Below are 21,398 nucleotides of genomic sequence, written 5' to 3'. Positions count from 1 at the left end.
AGTGAAGTAAGAGTTATGCTATTGTAGGGTAAAGATATTTATTTCAGGTTTCTCCTTCCGGTTTTTTTAAATAAGTTGAACAGGGGAATAATCATCATGTGAATAGTATACTATAATTAAACCTGCCCTGACTTAAACTCAAATAGCATAAGTTTTAATAACAAGCAGGCGGATGGATTCATTCTTTAGTTTGTTTCAGATTTTACAAGCAGACTGGTCTCTTTCTCCAGAATGTCTACATAAGCACCTTCCAGTTTTTCCACCTGCTCCAGGTGTTTGCCGGTTTTGATAAATCTCAGAATGAGCAGGGCCAGTAGCATTATCAATGGAAAAAACAGAAAAATCGTTTGCCATTCGAAAAACGAACGAATAGCCGCCAGCAAACCCGCTCCCGATGACAATCCCAGGTTGAAAATAGTCATGCTGAATGTAAATTGCATGGCAGAAATTCGTCTCCAACACAAATGCATAGCCAAAGCCAGAATACCAATATTGATTAATGTAATCAGCGTACAAAAAACACCAATGTATGCACAAACGAAATTAATATTTTTCCAAAGCGAAGATGAAAAGGCCATGGTTATCACAAGTAATGATATGATAATAAGACCATATTGAATCATACGAACTACCCCAATGCGTTGAATAAGGAGTCCGCCAATCAGCATTCCGCAGATTCCGCCGGTGAGGTTGGAGATGGAATAGACATTGGAATAGAACTGGTTGTTCCAACCTAGTTCCTGTATAGTAAAAATGGGCAAGAGTGTTCTCATGTAATGAATGGCGGCCATTATACTGAAAACGGAAAGAAGCACTAATACACTATTAGGAAGCAAAACCACTTGCTTGAATGATTTAAACAATTTATTCCAGCTATCAACGGTCATGAATGCAGCGTCAGGAGATGTTTTTCCGGCGGTCCAGGGGAGAAGTTTTTCACCGCTTCGTTCTCTCAATGAAAGTGGTACCATCATGATAAGAAATATCACCACTGACATGACGGACACAGCCATGGATAAATTATAGTGGTTGATCAGCCAGCTCCCCGTGATTAAGGAAATAGATGATCCAATCGCTTTCGAACCCCACATCAGGCTATTGGCTTTTCCCTGTTGTTCGATGGGGACAATATCAATAACTAAACTATCCGTGGCAATATCCTGAAATATGATAAATATGTGCAAACAAACTACCGTTCCTGTCAGTAAGGCAATATTTTCCAAAGGGTTTGGTACGAATGAAATGGCTATCAAACTGCAGAGTATACCAAATTGTCCGAATAACAGCCAGGGCCTTCTTCTTCCCATGGGTAGATAAACATATCTTTCCATCATGGGCGCCAGTAAAATTTTCAGACTGAATGGAATCAAAACGACTGCACTATAACCTGCTATTTCACCTGCGCTTTTACCATTCATGGCCATCCATGCGGGAATACCAAAAAGGGTAATTCCCTCCGGAATCCCCTGCGAGAAATACAGAACGATGAAGGTAAAATATCTTAAAGGGGGACTTTCGGAGAGTGGGGAATTTGTTTTAAAGAGTTTCGCTATAAGAGTCATTTTAATGGTCGTTGTTTTCTCTTTGAAGGATCGTTGCTATGGTTTTATTTTTTTCTAAACGCATTCCGGAATTTTAGGAACAGACTGTTCTGCAGAGCACAAGATAGTAAATTTTTCAGCCGGGAATAATCATGGTTTATGATCTCAAGTGGCGTATAATTTAAAAGAACAGACTTAAAAAGTCCGGGCAATTTTATATTATATTGAAAATTAATGTACATTTACCTTGAGTTTATCAGGTATCAATATTCTTCTATGAAACAGATTTCAGCATTCCTTCTTTGGTTAATCATTACTGCCACTTCCGGTTATTCTCAAGTAATCAACTGGCAGGCGGCTGCGGGAGGCGGACACCAACTTGTTTTTGGCGATATGGTTTTAACTCCTGACAGCGGGTTTGCTGTAACCAGTAGGCTCTTCAGCCCCGTAGCGAATGAAGCGCAGGATCCACCTTTTACTGCTAATTGGGCACTAAGTATGAATTACTGGATAGTAAAGTATAATTCAGACCGAAAAATTCAATGGCAAAAGAGATTTGGAGGAACCAAAATAGATAGGCCCGCTAGCTTAATGGTAACAAGAGACGGTGGATTCATTGTTGGCGGAACTTCTGATTCTCCCATCAGCGGTAATAAAACAGAGGCATCCGTAATGAATGATGCCTGGATAGTTAAAGTTGATCCCAACGGAAATGTTATATGGCAGAATACGATTCGAGCAGCTGATGATGATTATCTCACTTGCATGGATACTACTTTGGATAATGGAGTGATCATGGCGATCACTACTAATTCAGGAATTGGACTTAAAAAAACAGTACCACTTTATGGTGTGTATGATTGCTGGTTGGTGAAACTTGATTCGTCTGGAAATGTGCAATGGCAAAACGTGGTGTTTTTACCCGGATATGATGTTGTATATATCAAGAAAATTGTACAATTATCGGACGGAGGGTATATCGCTTTAGGAAACCAAGGAATTAGTAGTGGCGCCATTTCGAGTCCCGTGTTATTAAGACTAGATAGTCTTGGAAACCTCATATGGAATCAACCTTTCTTTAGTTCTGGAGGAGACGATGACATAGAGGCACTCGAAGTTACATCAGATGGTAGTTTTCTAGTCGGCGTGACTTCAAGTGGAGGAATTTCCCCTTGGAAATCAGATAGCTTAATTGGTTATGATGATGTTTGGCTCTTAAAGTTCGATAGTTTAGGAAATTATTTATGGGATAATAGTTACGGTAGTACTAATTCAGATCAGATTTTTGACATATGTTTAAGTACTTCGGGAGATATATATTTAATAGGAAGATCAAATTCAACTATTGGATTTGATAAAACAGAGCGAAGTTGGGGAGATTTTGATTACTGGGCTTTGAAGGTGAGCAACAATGGAATAAAGTTGTGGGATAAAACGATAGGGGGGAAAGGCATAGATACTGGTTATCGAATAAAGTTGTTACCGAATGGAGATATTTTAATTGGAGGAGAATCGTGGTCGCCAAGTGGTTGTGATAGGCGGAATTTTATAAGGGGAATTGAAGATTTATGGCTGATGTCGCTTACTGAAAACTATAACGAAATTACCGGTAATGTTTTTACCGATATGAACTCAAATTCAATTCAAGACTCCGGTGATTTCATTCCTCAAAATTTAAAAATTCAAACCAATGACTCAAATTATTTTTCTTTTATCAGTTATGACGGGACGTATAAAATGTTAGTGGAAGATAACACTTACAATTTTTTACCCGATTCAAATCCTTACTATGGCGTAAATCCTGCTTTGAATACAGCCACCTTTACAGGATTTAAACAAATAGATTCCCTGAACAATTTTATTCTCCACCCCTATGTGTTCATTCAGGATCTTAAGATTACACTTGCTCCACCGGCGTTGGTTCGTCCGGGATTTAATGCCAGCTATATGATAAGTTGTGAAAATAAAGGCACGGTTCCTGTTCCGGCGCAAATCTATTTCAAACTTTATCCAAATACCTCTTATATCTCTTCAACAGCTACACCAATTTTACAGACTTCAGATTCTGTATTGTGGGATATTGGCATTGTAAATCCCGGGCAAAATAAAATTATTAGCGTTACCATTAAACTGGATACTATAATTCAGGTGGGAGATATTTTAAATTCATATGCACAGGCTTTACCCATTGCCACCGATTTTGCCCCGAGTGATAATAATGCCACCTGGGAATCGATTGTCAGAGGAAGTATGGATCCCAATGATATTTTAGTGGATAAACGCACCATCGAATACAGTACATTGCCCTCGAACCCAACCCTCAGGTACACCATTCGTTTTCAAAACACAGGTAATGCTCCGGCTACCATTGTAAATATTATTAATAATCTCCCTATAAAATTATTGGATGCAACATTTGAACTGGAAGCATCTTCCCATCCTGTTAACATAGAATATACAAAAAATTCACGGATGTTAAAATTTGATTTTCCCGGTATCCTTCTGCCCGACAGCGGCACCAACAATGAGCAGTCGATGGGATTTGTTCAGTACTCCATTCGCCCACTTACCAATCTGGTGCCGGGCGATTCAATCAGAAACAAAGCCTTAATTTATTTTGATTATAATAGTCCTGTAATAACTAATTATGCCATTACAGCAATTGTACAAACAACTTCTGTAGAGGAAGTGGTAGCGAACGGAAAGTTAAATGTCTATCCGAACCCTGCAACGAATGTTTTAAACATAAGCTTACCTGAAAGTGTTCAGCCGGGAATAGTGATGGTTTATGATCTTCAGGGACGTTTAATTTGGCAGGAGAAAGTGAATCAGGTGAATGAAATGTATCGGATGAGTTTACAGGCTGTTGATCCCGGAATGTATACCATTCAATTTATTTCCGGTAACAACCGGTATTCCTCCCGTTTTGTGAGGTTATAATCTCATTTTTAGCAGGAATTTGCCTCTGATAGTGTAGTTTAACCTTATTGGTGGAGAAGTTCAAGATTTTATTGATATTTAAATCTCTATTTTAATTAGAAAAATGTACCTTTATTGACGAATAAGGGTTAATTGAGATTGCTATAATTTCATATCTTTAAACAGTATTGTCGGGAAAAAATAAATGGATAATGAGCAATGCAAAATTTTCAGTTTAAAACTATCATGAAAAAAGTTAAAGACAATCTTCTTCATAAACTGACCTTGCTTTTAATTCTATTGGCAACTACTACCTTTTCTCAGGAAATCGAATGGCAGAATACGATTGGGGGGAGTAATCTTGACAACTTATATTGTGCTGAGCAAACTGCTGATGGAGGGTATATATTGGGTGGGAGTTCTGGTTCAAATATCTCTGGTGATAAGTCAGAAAACAGTTTAGGAGGGGATGATATTTGGATAGTAAAAACGGATCGAGTTGGTAATATCCTATGGCAGAATACGATTGGAGGGGGAGGTATGGATCAGGTGTACTCCATTCAGCAAACTGTCGATGGGGGCTATATTTTAGGAGGAAGTTCCACTTCCAATATCTCCGGAGATAAGACAGAGAATAGTAATGGAAGTTGGGACTACTGGATTGTTAAGACCGATTCACTCGGCAATATTCAATGGCAGAATACAATCGGCGGTAGTGAAAGTGATCAATTGAAATCTATAAAGCAAACTGCTGATGGGGGCTATTTTTTAGGAGGATATTCTTTTTCTAACCTATCAGGAGATAAGACAGAGAATAATATTGGAAGTGATGATATGTGGATTGTCAAGACTGATTCGTTGGGCAATATCCAATGGCAGAATACTATAGGTGGGTATCATAGTGATCGACTTACATCCATTGATCAAACAACTGATGGGGGCTATATTTTTGGTTTTTACTCCGGTTCTGGCTTATCTGGTGATAAGACAGAGCAGAGTAATGGTAGTTGGGACTATTGGATTGTGAAGTCCGATTCACTGGGGAATATTCAATGGCAGAATACGATTGGTGGGAGTGGTGATGATAAACTCTACTCCGTTAAGCAAACAGTGGATGGCGGGTATATTTTGGGTGGATCTTCAAGTTCTTTCATATCAGGTGATAAAACGGAACCTAGTACCGGAGGACATGATTTCTGGATTTTGAAAACAGATAGCACGGGAAATATTCAATGGCAGAATACTATTTGGGGGAGCAATAATGATGAACTGATTTCCATTGATCAAACCGCTGATGGAGGGTATGCTTTGGGTGGATATTCAAAGTCATTTATATCGGGAGATAAATCAGAAAATAGTTTGATGCAAAGTATACCACGTTATGATTTCTGGATCATTAAAACTGATCCTGCAGGTTCTATCCAATGGCAGAATACGATAGGTGGAAGTAATGATGATTATTTAACCTCATTTAAACAAACTGCTGACGGTGGCTCTATAATAGGAGGACGCACTCCATCCAATATCTCCGGAGATAAAACGGAAGATGGTAATGGAAGTTTTGACTATTGGATTGTCAAAATATCCAATAAGTACAATTTGATTACTGGTCAAATATTTATTGACTTAAACAGCAATGGCATACATGATAATGGAGAATCTATGTTGCCCGCTCAGAAGATTAAAGAACAAAATACGGGTCGTTTCACCTTTAGTGATCAGAGTGGAAACTATTCAGTTCTTGTTATTGATTCCGGAAATTTCACTGTCTCACCACAATCAGTAATCTGTTATAATCTCTCGCCCGGAACTCAATCTGCAACCTTTGTAGGAACCCACCAAACCGATTCCCTCAACAATTTTGCTTTCCAACCGTTAGGTGTATTTGAAGATGTTTGTGTAACCATTACTCCATTGGGAAATTTCCGCAGCGGCTTCAATGCGAGTTATATGATTAGTTATGGCAACTACGGTACCACTACGGTTTCACCTACCGTATATTTTTATCCATACAACAATGTCACTTTTCAATCCGCAACAGTTACACCGAGCCAAATCTTTCCTGATTCAGTCCTATGGAATTTGCCCGCATTAACACCCTTCCAAACCGGCAGCATTATCGTCACCGTAAATGTTAACCTGGGACTTCCCATCGGCACCCTCATCAACAGCAGCGCGCATATTGAACCTTATACTACCGATGATAATCCGAGCTGCAACAACAGCAATTGGGAAGTGTACACCACCGGCTCCTTTGATCCGAATGATATTCTCGTGAATGAAGACACCCTCACCACCACACAACTCAGCAACGCGCCCTGGTTAGAGTACATCATCCGCTTTCAAAATACCGGTAACGATACAGCTTTCACCGTAAAAATTCTCAATCCGATTGATACCAACAAACTCAATCTTTCCACTTTCGAATTTGTAAACGCATCGCATCCCGTTAACCTCAACTGGATCAACTACCAGCGCAATATGGAGTTTAAGTTTGAAAATATTCTCCTCCCCGATAGCAACTCTAACGAACCCCTCTCGCATGGCTTTGTTCGCTATCGCATCCAACCCAAAACAAATCTTTCCGCAGGGGATTCCATCACCAACTTCGCGGCCATCTACTTTGATTTCAATGAACCTGTGATCACCAACACAGCTAAAACCAGTATTATTCTTCCTACGGGAATTGCATCCGGAACTCCTGTACCCGGTATCCTTCATGTCTTCCCTAATCCTGCAGAAAATACAATTAATATCTCCGGTATTCAATTGGAAAATGGGAAAGCGCAGTTGCGGTTGACGGATATTTATGGTAAACTGATTCTTGAAAAAACAGTGACATCAATAACAACAACTCTAGAAACAAATGCGCTCTCCTCGGGAGTTTATTTGATTCAGTCGGGAGAAATGAGAGCTACGTTTGTGAAACAGTAATTATTGAATTTTAATATTAAAAATTTGAACCATCATGAAAAAAATCAAGAACAGTTTTATTCTTAAATGGACTTTGCTTTTATTTTTTAATACATCAATTACTTTCGCCCAAGAAATCGAATGGCAGAATACGATTGGAGGAAGTCTTACTGATCATCTTAGCTCTATACAACAAACGTCTGATGGCGGTTTTATTTTGGGTGGGCAATCCACCTCAGACATATCCGGAGATAAAACGGAAAATAGTTTAGGAGGAATTGATTATTGGATTGTTAAAACCGATGCGGTAGGAAATATTCAATGGCAGAATACCATAGGTGGAAATTTGGATGATGCGTTAAGATCTGTTCAGCAAACCACTGATGGAGGATATATCATAGGTGGAACTTCTAACTCCAATATCTCAGGTGATAAAACTGAAAATTCAAATGGTGACGATGATTATTGGATCGTAAAAACAGATTCTATTGGAAATATTCAGTGGCAAAATACCATTGGTGGCAGTAATGACGATTGGCTTTTTTCCATTCAGCAAACTTCTGATGGAGGATTTATCATCGGCGGAACCTCCTGGTCAAACACATCAGGCGATAAGAATGAAAATATTGTTGGTATGGGCGGGAATGATTTTTGGATTGTAAAAGCGGACGCTCTGGGAAACATTCAATGGCAAAATACCATTGGTGGAAGTAATATTGATTGGCTATTTTCCATCAAGCAATCCTTTGATGGGGGATACTTTATTGGTGGAAGATCCACCTCCGGTATTTCTGGAGATAAAACAGAAAATGCTTTAGGATTTGAAGATTACTGGATTGTTAAAACCGATTCTGTGGGAAATATTCAATGGCAGAATACTATTGGTGGAAATAATACTGATGCATTAACTACTGTCGAACTTACAGCGGATGGAGGATATATTATTGGTGGATTTTCCGGTTCCGGCATTTCAGGCGACAAGACAGAAAGGCGTAAAGGTATTTGGGATTATTGGGTTTTAAAAATTGACTCAATTGGAAACATTCAGTGGCAGAGAACCATAGGAGGGAGTGGAGCCGATGTCCTATTATCGCTCCAACAAACTGATGATGGAGGGTATATTTTTGGCGGATCATCCGGTTCACTCATATCCGGAGATAAAACTGAAAATAGCCTGGGAATAAATAATTACTGGGTAATAAAAACTGATGTTCAGGGTGCGATTATTTGGCAGAATACCATTGGAGGTTTAGGGGATGATCAGCTGGCTTCACTTCAACAAACCAATGACGGAGGATTTATTTTAGGCGGACATTCTAATTCTTTGATAGCCGGAGATAAGACAGAAAATAGTAATGGGAATTTTGATTACTGGATGGTTAAATTAACTAACTCCTATAATATCATATCTGGTAAATTATTTGCTGACCTCAACAGTAATTCTGCAAACGATGTTGGGGAGTCGGTTCTTACAGGAAGGAAAGTGATAGAGCAAAGCAATGGAGAATTTGCATTCACTGATCATAATGGCGATTATTCTCTTGTAGTGTTTGATTCAGGAAATTTCACTGTGTCGCCACAACCTGTAAACTGGTATAATCCTGTTCCTGCATCGCACTCAGTCAATTTTACAACAATTTATGAAACCGATTCGCTCAATGATTTTGCTTTTCAACCGCAAGGAGCCTATGATGATGTCTGTATTACTATTTCTCCACTGGGTAATTTCAGAAGTGGTTTGAATGCATATTATCAAATTAGTTATGGTAATTACGGAACTACGACGCTTGCACCCACCGTGATTTTTTATCCGGCTAATACTATTAGTTTTTTGTCAGCAACAGTTACTCCCGGCCAAATCACTCCTGATTCAGTGTTATGGAATTTGCCTTCACTCGCCCCATTCCAAACCGGTACTTTCGTTGTTACAGTAAATGTAAATTCAGGACTTCCCATCGGCACACTCATCAACAGTAGCGTACATATTGAACCTTATGCCACCGATGTCAACCCCATTTGCAACAATAGTAATTGGGAAGTGTACACCACCGGCTCCTTTGATCCGAATGATATTCTCGTGAATGAAGACACCCTCACCACCACACAACTCAGCAACGCGCCCTGGTTAGAGTACATCATCCGCTTTCAAAATACCGGCAACGATACAGCATTCACCGTAAAAATTCTCAATCCGATTGATACCAGTAAACTCAATCTTTCCACTTTCGAATTTGTAAACGCATCGCATCCCGTTAACCTCAACTGGATCAACTACCAGCGCAATATGGAGTTTAAGTTTGAAAATATTCTCCTCCCCGATACCAACTCTAACGAACCCCTCTCGCATGGCTTTGTTCGCTATCGCATCCAACCCAAAACAAATCTTTCCGCAGGAGATTCTATCACCAACTTCGCTGCCATTTACTTTGATTTTAACGAACCTGTGATCACCAATACCGCAAAAACGAGTATTATTCTTCCTACGGGAATTGCATCTGCATCACCAACACGCGGCAAATTGCATGTCTTCCCAAATCCTTCGGAGAATACAATCAACATCTCCGGCATTCAATTGGAGAATGGGAGAGCGCAGTTGAGGTTGACGGATATTTATGGGAAGTTAATTCTTGAGAAAACGGTGACAACTACAACTTCAACACTAGAAACAAATCAGCTCTCTAATGGGGTCTATCTGATTCAATCAGGGGGAGTGAGGGCGACGTTTGTGAAACAGTAAATATTTAATTTTAATAAATTTTACCATCATGCAAAAAATCAGAATTAGTTTTCTTCTAAAATGGACTTTACTTTTATTGTTGAGTACTTCAAATGTATTCTCCCAAGAAATCGAATGGCAGAATACGATTGGGGGGAGTGGAGATGATTTATTTACATCTATTCAGCAAACCGCAGACGGGGGTTATATTTTAGGTGGGTATTCCTCGTCAAACATCTCCGCAGACAAAACAGAAAATGGTTTAGGGGTTTATGATTACTGGATCGTAAAAACCGATAGTGCGGGTAATATCCTGTGGCAAAATACGATTGGTGGTAGTGAAACTGATCAATTGCAATCTATAAAGCAGACCTCTGATGGTGGATTTATTTTGGGTGGATCATCCGATTCCAACATCTCCGGAGATAAGACAGAAAATTGTTTAGGAGGTACTGATTATTGGATGGTAAAAACCGATGCGATGGGGACTATCCAATGGCAGAATACGATTGGTGGAAGTGGGTATGAATATTTGTTCTCAATTGAGCAAACTACTGACGGCGGTTATATTTTAGGGGGCTATTCATCTTCGAATATCTCAGGAGATAAGTCAGAAAATAGTATAGGAGGGAATGACTACTGGATTGTAAAAACCGATTCAACAGGGAATGTCCAATGGCAGAATACAATTGGGGGGAGTTCTAGTGATATTTTGTACTCTATAAATCAAACCACAGACGAGGGCTTTATATTGGGGGGATATTCTTTATCAAACATCACCGGAGATAAGACAGAAAATAATTTAGGAGGGAGGGATTATTGGATAGTAAAAACTGATTCAACGGGGAATATCCAATGGCAAAATACAATTGGAGGGAGTTCTAATGATCAGTTGCAATCCATAAAGCAAACCACTGATGGAGGCTATATTTTGGGAGGTTATTCAGAATCTTATATCTCCGGAGATAAGACGGAAAACAGTATGGGAGGTGTTGACTACTGGATCGTTAAAACCGATTCAACAGGGACTATCCAATGGCAGAATACAATTGGCGGGAGTTTAAAGGATTATTTATTGTCTCTTGAACAATCCACGGATGGCGGATATGTTTGTGTTGGATATTCGGAATCTTATTTCTCCGGCGATAAAACGGAGAATATTTTGGGCGGGTGGGATTACTGGATCGTAAAAACCGATGGGGCAGGGAATATTCAGTGGCAGAATACACTTGGAGGAAATACCGATGATTTCACTTACTCAATTGTGCAAACTATCGATGGAGGCTTTATATTGGGTGGAAATTCTGATTCCAATATCTCCGGTGATAAAACAGAAATAAGTTTAGGGGTAGGTGGTGATTACTGGATCGTAAAACTAACTACTAATTATAATTTGATTAACGGTAAGTTGTATGCTGACCTTAACAGCAACGGCGCTCAGGACAGCGGAGAACCCCCACTATTGTCACGGAAGATTATGGAGCAGAATACCGGTCGTTTTGCCTTTAGCGATCAAAATGGTAATTACTCGGTGTCTGTATTGGATTCCGGAAATTTCACGGTGTCACCGCAAACAGTGAACTGGTATAACTCCGTACCCTCATCACAAAGTGTTTCTTTCAGCGGAATTCAGCTAACTGATTCTATCAACGATTTTGCTTTTCAACCAACTGGGGTTTTTAATGACGTTTGTGTTAGTATTGTTCCATTAGGTAACTTCCGGAGTGGATTTAATGCTTCGTATGCAATTAGTTATTCCAATAATGGTAATACGACCATTTCTCCATCTGTAGTTTTCTTCCCGGATTCAATTTTAAATTATATCACCGCATCAATTCTACCAACATTAATATCCATTGATTCAGTTGTATGGACCTTGCCGGCATTGGCCCCCTTTCAAACCGGAAATATTGTTCTGACAATAAATATTGATCCGGGTTTACAAATTGGTTCACCGGTAAATTCAAATGTACGAATTGAACCTCTCGCCAATGATGCAGATCCAACTTGTAATTTCGCAACTTCACAAGTATTGCTTTCCGGCTCTTTTGATCCCAACGATATTTTGGTGAGTGAAGACACCCTCACCACCACCCAACTCAGCAACGCACCCTGGCTGGAGTATATCATCCGCTTTCAAAATACCGGCAACGATACGGCATTCACAGTAAAAATTCTAAACCCTATTGATACCAATAAACTCAACCTTTCCACCATCGAATTTGTAAACGCATCGCATCCCGTCAATCTCAACTGGATCGACTACCAGCGTAACATGGAGTTTAAATTTGAAAATATTCTTCTTCCCGACAGCAGTACTAACGAACCCCTCTCGCATGGCTTTGTTCGTTATCGCATCCAGCCCAAAACAAATTTAAGCGCGGGAGATTCTATCACCAACTTCGCAGCCATTTACTTTGATTTTAATGAACCCGAGATCACCAACACAGCTAAAACTATTATTCTTCTTCCTACCGGAATTGCATCTGCATCACCAACACTAGGAAAATTACATGTCTTCCCAAATCCCGCAGAAAGCACATTAAACATCTCCGGCATCCAACTCGAAAACGGAAAAGCACAATTACGATTAACGGATATTTATGGGAAACTTATCTTAGAAAAAACGATATCATCAATAACGACAACACTTGAAACAATTAATCTCTCTTTAGGAATATATTTGATTCAATCTGGTGAATTGAGAGCCACCTTTGTGAAGCAATAACCTCAAATTAATTTCGAAAGTATCATCTTCAAATAAAGCATTACCAAATAAAATGGCTCTCAATTATCTACCTCTAATTAAAAACATCTTCAAATTTTAAAATTGATAAATCTTCAAATTGTATGCTCATGACTAAAATTTATAACTTTGCACTATACATTTTTTGTTTGCTTTCATTAGCATTCAAACCCGTTTTCGCTCAGGAAATTGAATGGGAAAAAACAATTGGAGGATCGGGTACAGACGAGTTGTTTTGACTAAAGCAGACCTCCGATGGGGGGTATATACTGGGAGGGTTTTCCACTTCTAATATTTCAGGAGATAAAACCGAGAATTCTCACGGGGACAATGATTATTGGATTGTGAAAACCGACTCCAAGGGTAATATCCAATGGCAGAATACCATTGGAGGGACGGGTATTGATTACCTTTACTCGATTGCTCAAACCACCGATAATGGTTTTATTTTAGGCGGATGGTCAGATTCTGATATTTCAGGAGATAAAACGGAGTCGCCGTTTGGTTATGCAGATTATTGGATAATTAAAACAGATTCATTAGGAGTCATTCAATGGCAGAATTCCATTGGGGGAAGTGTAGGTGAGGCATTAAATTCAATTCAACAAACCACCGACGGGGGATATATTTTAGGGGGAAGATCGTCATCCTTTATTTCAGGAGATAAAACAGAGAATAGTCAGGGTGATTACGATTATTGGATAGTAAAAACCAATTCGTTGGGGAACATTCAATGGCAGAATACAATTGGAGGAAATAAAAGGGATTACCTACACTCCGTTCAACAAACTTTTGATGGAGGGTATATTTTAGGCGGATATTCCAATTCAAACATTTCAGGAGATAAGACGGAAAACAGCACTAGCCATGATTATTGGATAGTAAAAACTGATTCCATTGGAAACATTCAATGGCAGAATACCATAGGAGGAAATAATGTCGATGAATTGCAAAGCATTCAACAAACTGCTGATTCCGGTTATATTTTAGGTGGATGGTCTTATTCAAGTATTTCAGGAGATAAATCTGAGGATTGTCGGGGGTATCAGGATTATTGGATAGTAAAAACAGATTCAATGGGGGTTATTGAATGGCAGAGAACTCTGGGGGGAAATATTAGTGAAATGTTGTATTCAGTTAAACAAACTAGTGATGGCGGATATATTGCAGGTGGGCTTGCGACTTCTTTTATTTCAGGAGATAAAACGGAGTATACCCAGGGAGGTGTTGATATTTGGGTCATTAAATTGGATGAAACTGGATCCATTCAATGGCAGAATACCATTGGAGGAAGTGATAATGATTGGATACGCCCAATAAGCCAAACGATGGATGGGGGATACATTATGGGCGGATCTTCCCAATCTAGCATCTCAGGAGATAAGACAGAAAATTGTGTAGGAGGGTATGATTACTGGATTATAAAATTAACCGATAAGTTCAATTTAATTCGCGGACAATTGTGCGCTGATTTGAATACCAATGGCATTCCGGATAGTGGAGAACCCCCTTTAGTGGGAATGAAAATTACTGAACAAAATACCGGTCGATTCACTTTCACGGATCAAAATGGAAATTATACGATTTCTGTATTGGATACAGGAAGCTTTTCTGTTTCACCTCAAATACTGAATTGGTGGAATCCTGTTCCCGCTACTCAATCAGCAAACTTTCCCGGATTCCATCAAACCGATAAATTCAATGATTTCGCATTTCAACCACAAGGTACTTTTGAAGATGTATGTATTAAGATTACTCCTATGGGACGTTTCCGCAGCGGTTTCATTGCAAGATATATGATCAGTTACGGAAATTATGGCAACACGACCGTTTCGCCTACAGTATATTTTTTTCCGTATAATAATGTCACCTTTCAATCATCCACACCTCCCCCGTCTCAAATCACTCCTGATTCAGTGCTCTGGAATTTGCCCGCCTTAACCCCTTTCCAAACCGGCAGCATTATCGTCACTGTAAATGTAAACATAGGACTACCCATCGGCACGCTCATCAACAGCAGTGCGCATATTGAGCCGTATGCCACCGATGATAACCCAAGCTGCAATAACAGCAACTGGGAAGTGTACACCACAGGCTCCTTTGATCCGAATGATATCCTCGTCAACGAAGATACCCTCACCACCACCCAACTCAGCAACGCACCCTGGCTGGAATACATCATCCGCTTTCAAAACACCGGTAATGATACAGCTTTCACCGTAAAAATTCTGAATCCGATTGACACTAACAAACTCAATCTCTCCACTTTCGAATTCACCAACGCCTCGCATCCGGTCAACCTGAACTGGATCAACTACCAGCGCAACATGGAGTTTAAATTTGAAAATATTCTCCTTCCCGACAGCAACACCAATGAACCCCTCTCGCATGGCTTTGTTCGCTATCGCATCCAGCCTAAAACAAATCTCAGCGCCGGCGATACTATTCCCAACTTTGCTGCCATATTTTTCGACTTCAATGAGCCTGTCATCACCAATACGGTAAGAACAATCATTAGTCTTCCTACGGGAATGACATCTGCAACTCCACTACCCGATAAATTACATGTCTTCCCAAATCCCACAGAGAATAACCTTAATATCTCCGGGATTCAATTGGAGAATGGGAAAGCGCAGTTGAGGCTTACTGATATCTATGGGAAACTCATCCTCGAAAAAACTATATCATCAATAACCACTATCATAGAAACCAATAATCTCTCCAGTGGAATTTATTTTATAAAATCCGGTGATTTGCGTGCAACCTTTGTGAAGAAATAACAGTCTATAATTATAATTGAAGATTTTACCAGGTATGATTTTCGATTAATTTGAAAGTGGAATGTTAATTTTAAAATATGAAAATGATATGCGTTTATCCGTTTTTATGCGTCTAATAGTTTTATTTCTGCTTACCAACCTGCCAACATTTGGTCAAGAAATCGATTGGCAGAATACCATTGGCGGTTTAAGAGAAGATTGGCTGACGTCCATTCAACAGACCACCGATAAGGGTTATATTGTGGGTGGGTTTTCTGATTCGGACATATTTGCAGATAAGACAGAAAACAGTTTAGGCTTAGAAGATTATTGGATTGTTAAAACCGATTCTTTAGGAAATATCCAATGGCAAAATACCATTGGAGGAAGTGGGTATGATAACTTAAACACTCTTGTTCAAACTTTAGATGGTGGTTATATTTTAGGAGGGTTTTCATTGTCGAGCATTTCAGGAGATAAATCGGAAAATTGTATAGGCGAAAGAGATTTTTGGATTGTGAAAATTGATTCTATTGGTTTTATTCAGTGGCAGAATACGATAGGTGGGAGTTTAGATGATTATTTGACTTCTATTCAACAGACTTTAGATCATGGCTATATTTTAGGTGGGTGTTCCAGCTCAGGTGTTTCAGGGGATAAAATAGAAAATAATTTGGGCAGTAGAGATTTTTGGGTAGTGAAAGTCGATTCTATTGGTAATATTCAGTGGCAAAATACGATTGGTGGGGATAACTTAGATCAACTGAATTCAATTCAACAGACAACTGATGGTGGATATATTTTAGGAGGACACTCGGAATCCAATATTTCAGGTGATAAAACTGAAAATAGTTTAGGGTCTAGTGATTATTGGATAGTTAAAATCGATTCGGTGGGTGTAATACAATGGCAGAATACTATAGGAGGAAGTGATTATGATCAGTTGTCATCAATGGAGCAAACGATCGATGGAGGATATATTTTAGGTGGATTTTCTTGGTCATCCATTTCTGGAGATAAGATTGAAAATTGTGTTGGCTCCTCAGGCGGTGTTTGTGGTCCAGATTACTGGATTGTAAAAACGGATGGGTTAGGAAATATCCAATGGCAAAATACGATTGGAGGTTGGGGTAATGATTATTTGACTACGATTAGAGAAACACCAGGTGGTGGATTTGTTTTTTGTGGGTTTTCTGATTCAAATATAGGAGGAGATAAAGCGGAAAACAATGTAGGACAATTGGACAATTGGATTGTAAAAGCGGATAGCCTTGGAAATATACAATGGCAAAATACTATTGGTGGTAGCCTCAACGAAGATTGGAATTCACTAAGCCTGACAGATGATGGAAGCATAATTTTGGGCGGATGTTCTTACTCAAATATTTCTGGAGATAAAACAGAAAATAACATGGGGCTAGCCATAGTTAGAAAAGATTACTGGGTAATCAAATTGACCGAAAGTTTCAGTATGATATTCGGACAAGTGTATGCAGATTTAAATGGCAATAGCGTACTAGATGCCGGAGAACCACCATTGCAAGCATGGAAGATTACTGAATTAAACACTGGCCGTTTTTCGTTTACTGATCAAAATGGTAGTTATAATTTATCTGTTTTGGATTCTGGAAATTTTACGTTGACTCCTCAGCTGGCGAATTGGTTTAGTCCTTTGCCAATATCAAAAGCAGTTTCTTTCACAGGAATAAATCAAACCGATTCCCTCAACGATTTTGCATTTCAACCTCAAGGCATATTTGAAGATGTTTGTGTAACGATTACGCCTATGGGAAATTTCCGCAGCGGCTTTTCAGCAAGTTATGCTATCACTTTTGGTAACTACGGTAATTCCACTGTTTCGCCGACTGTTTATTTTTATCCAGATAGTAATATCACTTTTCAATCAGCAACACTTACCCCTACCCAAATCTTTCCTGATTCAGTGATATGGAATCTACCCTCATTAACTCCCTTCCAAACCGGCAACATCATAGTCACAGTAAATGTGAATCTCGGACTCCCTATCGGCACCCTCATCAACAGCAGTGCGCATATTGAGCCTTATGCCACCGACGATAACCCAAGCTGCAATAACAGCAATTGGGAAGTGTACACCACCGGCTCCTTTGATCCGAATGATATTCTCGTCAACGAAGATACCCTCACCACAACACAACTCAGCAGCGCACCCTGGCTGGACTATATCATCCGTTTTCAGAACACCGGGAACGATACGGCTTTCACAGTAAAAATTCTAAACCCTATTGATACCAACAAACTTAATCTTTCTACCATCGAATTTGTATACGCATCGCATCCCGTCAACCTCAACTGGATCAACTACCAACGCAACATGGAGTTTAAGTTTGAAAACATTCTTCTCCCCGACAGCAACACCAATGAACCCCTCTCGCATGGTTTTGTTCGTTATCGCATCCAACCCAAAACAAATCTTTCCGCAGGAGATTCTATCACCAACTTCGCTGCCATTTACTTTGATTTTAACGAACCTGTGATCACCAATACGGCTAAAACCAGTATTATTCTTCCTACGGGAATTGCATCTGCATCACCAACACACGGCAAATTGCATGTCTTCCCAAATCCTTCGGAGAATACAATCAACATCTCCGGCATTCAATTGGAGAATGGGAGAGCGCAGTTGAGGTTGACGGATATCTATGGGAAACTGATTTTTGAGAAAACAGTCACATCAACTATCGCCGATCTCGAAACAACAAATTTGCCCTCGGGACTTTATCTACTACAATCCGGAGCATCCCGTGCAACCTTTATGAAGCAATAGTAGTCTATAGTTTTAATTGGAAATTTTACCAGTGTAGGTTTCCGGTTAACTCACTAGTAGATTATTAACTTTAAAGGATATGAACGTCACAAGGACTCTTCGTTTTAAACTTGTTTGTGTTTTATTGCTACTTATCAAACTCTCTGTGTCAGGTCAGGAAATCGAATGGCAGAAGACCATAGGAGGTAGTTGGAGTGATAAACTGTCTTCAATTGAGCAAACTGCTGATGGGGGTTATCTTTTAGGCGGATCTTCCAGATCCATTATTTCCGGTGATAAGACGGAAAATAGTTTAGGAGGATATGATTATTGGATCCTAAAAACCGATTCATCAGGGAATATCCAATGGCAGAATACGATTGGTGGCGGTTGGAACGACAGACACTCTTCAATTGAGCAAACTGTTGATGGGGGATATATTTTGGGCGGAACTTCTCTATCTGATATCTCCGGCGATAAGACAGAAAACCGCATGGGTGGTGATGATTATTGGATTGTTAAAATTGATTCATTTGGAAATATTCAATGGCAGAATACGATTGGGGGAAATGATAATGATCAACTATCTACACTCCAACAAACCATTGATGGGGGCTATATTTTAGGTGGATCGTCCCTATCCGGCATCTCAGGAGATAAAACAGAAGTCGGGTATGGTGGTTGGGATTACTGGATCGTAAAAATCGATTCAACAGGCAGTATCCAATGGCAAAATTCGATGGGTGGAAGTGATTATGATTATTTACGCTCTATACAACAAACTAGTGATGGTGGATTTATTTTGGGTGGTTATTCCGCTTCAAATATTTCAGTTGATAAAGCAGAAAATTGTTTAGGTGTCTTTGATTACTGGATAGTTAAAATTGACTCCTTAGGAAATATACAATGGGAAAATACAATTGGGGGTAATGGTATTGATGTTTTGTCATCCATACAGCAAACTACTGATGGTGGCTTTATTGTAGGTGGTCATTCTGATTCTCACATCTCTGACGATAAGACCGAGGTTAATTTAGGATTTCAAGATTACTGGATCGTAAAAACCGATGCAAGTGGAGTGGTCCAATGGCAGAATACAATTGGTGGTAGTTTATCTGATTATTTGAACGCTATTCTGCAAACTGTTGACGGGGGCTATATTTTAAGCGGAACTTCACTTTCCGGAAGCTCAGGAAATAAGAGTGAATTTAATTTGGGTGATAAAGATTACTGGATAGTAAAAACGGATACGGCAGGAAACATTCAATGGCAGAATACGATTGGGGGAAGTTTAGGGGATGAATTAATGTCTGCTCAAGTAACTGTTGATGGAGGATATATTTTAGGCGGATATTCCTTATCCGGTATTTCCGGAGATAAATCGGCAAATTGTATAGGAGGTGATGATTATTGGATCGTGAAACTTACTGAAAAATTTAATAGGATTACCGGCCGGCTGTTCGCTGATAGCAACAGCAATGGGATACAAGATAGTGCAGAACTATCTCTGACTGCAAGGAAGATAACCGAACAGAATACCGGTCGAATTACCTTTACTGATCAAAATGGAAACTATTCACTTGTGGTGTTGGATTCCGGGAATTTCACAGTGTCTCCACAATCATTATTATGGTATAATCCTGCTCCTTTTTGGCACACCGTTGCCTTCACCGGAAATCAACAAACAGATTCCCTCAACGATTTTGCATTCCAACCACAGAGCACTTTTGATGATGTATGTGTAACGATAACACCAATGGGGCCTTTCCGCAGTGGCTTCAATGCCTTTTATCAAATTAGTTATGGCAATTACGGTACAACCACCGTTACACCAACAGTGATTTTTTACCCTTTCAGCAATATCACATTTCAGTCGGCGACGCTCCCACCAAGCCAAATCACTCCTGACTCAGTGCTATGGAATCTGCCGGCGATGACTCCCTTCCAAACCGGTAGCATTATCGTAACAGTCCATGTCAACCCCGGCCTTCTTAACGGAACCCTCATAAACAGCAGTGTACATATCGAACCATACCTCACCGATGCCAACCCAAGCTGCAATAACAGCAACTGGAAAATATATACCACAGGCTCCTGTGATCCCAATGATATACTTGTGAACGAAGCTGCATTTACCACTACGCAATTAAGCACATTTCCCTGGTTAGAGTACATCATCCGCTTTCAAAACACCGGCAACGATACGGCTTTCACAGTAAAAATTCTGAATCCGATTGATACCATCAAACTCAACCTCTCCACCATCGAATTTGTAAACGCATCGCATCCCGTCAATCTCAATTGGATCAACTACCAGCGGAACATGGAATTTAAATTTGAAAATATTTTATTAGTGGATAGCAACACCAACGAACCCCTCTCTCATGGCTTTGTTCGTTATCGCATTCAGCCTAAAACAAATTTAAGCGCGGGAGATTCTATCACCAACTTCGCAGCCATTTACTTCGACTTCAACGAGCCCGTTATCACCAACACAGCTAAAACTATTATTATTCTCCCTACTGGAATTCCATCTGCAACAGCCACACAAGGGAAGCTCTTCGTCTTCCCAAATCCCGCAGAGAATTCAATTAATATCTCCGGAATTCAATTGGAGAATGGGAAAGCGCAGTTGAGGCTGACGGATATTTATGGGAAACTCATCCTCGCAAAAACGATCACAACATCAACAGCTACTCTTGAAACAGATCATCTCTCCACAGGTATCTATCTGATTCAATCAGGAGAAATGAGAGCGACGTTTGTGAAGCAATAAGCTCACCCAACATAAAGAGTCAAAATTGAAAAATCGCGCATTCAAAATAAATCAAGTCGAGGCCTCTCCATCAATAAGTACCAACAGTAATTAAAACCATCTTCAAATTCATCCATTTTCAAATCTTCAAATTCATCTCATCTTTCGCGAGGCGCTATCTCCTTACGGAGATTTTTGCTCGCGATCACGAGCTAAAGCTCGCGACAAACCTGTCTCCCGCCAGGGAGATCAACCCATCTTCAA

General features: G+C 39.7%; 8 protein-coding genes. 7 read left to right on the top strand and 1 reads right to left on the bottom strand.

Annotated features, from left to right (window positions below; all coding sequences use genetic code 11):
- Window positions 1-185: 185 nt before the first annotated feature.
- Entirely contained in the window at window positions 186-1,562 is a 1,377-nt protein-coding gene (locus tag IPJ86_04830) for an MFS transporter (GenBank protein MBK7886638.1), read from the bottom strand.
- Window positions 1,563-1,817: 255 nt separating this feature from the next.
- Between IPJ86_04830 and IPJ86_04825 the strand changes: the two genes are divergently transcribed.
- From IPJ86_04825 to IPJ86_04795, 7 genes are all read left to right on the top strand, one after another.
- Window positions 1,818-4,481 carry a T9SS type A sorting domain-containing protein gene (locus IPJ86_04825; GenBank protein MBK7886637.1) on the top strand — a complete coding sequence of 888 codons (2,664 nt, stop codon included), beginning with the start codon at window positions 1,818-1,820 and terminating at the stop codon, window positions 4,479-4,481.
- Between the two features lie 225 nt (window positions 4,482-4,706).
- Window positions 4,707-7,394, top strand: coding sequence for a T9SS type A sorting domain-containing protein (locus IPJ86_04820; protein ID MBK7886636.1), 2,688 nt, complete (start codon window positions 4,707-4,709; stop codon window positions 7,392-7,394).
- Window positions 7,395-7,428: 34 nt separating this feature from the next.
- On the top strand, window positions 7,429-10,110 hold the full coding sequence (locus IPJ86_04815) for a T9SS type A sorting domain-containing protein (protein ID MBK7886635.1): 2,682 nt from the start codon (window positions 7,429-7,431) through the stop codon (window positions 10,108-10,110).
- A 28-nt stretch (window positions 10,111-10,138) separates the two neighbouring features.
- Window positions 10,139-12,817 (top strand): T9SS type A sorting domain-containing protein, encoded by a 2,679-nt coding sequence (locus IPJ86_04810; GenBank protein ID MBK7886634.1) that lies wholly within the window; start codon window positions 10,139-10,141, stop codon window positions 12,815-12,817.
- 362 nt (window positions 12,818-13,179) lie between these two features.
- Window positions 13,180-15,615: a T9SS type A sorting domain-containing protein gene (locus IPJ86_04805; GenBank protein ID MBK7886633.1), complete on the top strand. Its 2,436-nt coding sequence runs from the start codon at window positions 13,180-13,182 to the stop codon at window positions 15,613-15,615.
- A 61-nt stretch (window positions 15,616-15,676) separates the two neighbouring features.
- Window positions 15,677-18,400 (top strand): T9SS type A sorting domain-containing protein, encoded by a 2,724-nt coding sequence (locus IPJ86_04800; GenBank protein MBK7886632.1) that lies wholly within the window; start codon window positions 15,677-15,679, stop codon window positions 18,398-18,400.
- Between the two features lie 79 nt (window positions 18,401-18,479).
- Window positions 18,480-21,155: a T9SS type A sorting domain-containing protein gene (locus IPJ86_04795; protein ID MBK7886631.1), complete on the top strand. Its 2,676-nt coding sequence runs from the start codon at window positions 18,480-18,482 to the stop codon at window positions 21,153-21,155.
- Window positions 21,156-21,398: the final 243 nt, after the last annotated feature.

This window comes from Bacteroidota bacterium (genome assembly GCA_016713925.1).
GTDB lineage: Bacteria > Bacteroidota > Bacteroidia > AKYH767-A > OLB10 > JAJTFW01.
Note: the sequence above shows the minus strand (reverse complement) of the source record. Positions and strands in the feature narration are given on the sequence as shown.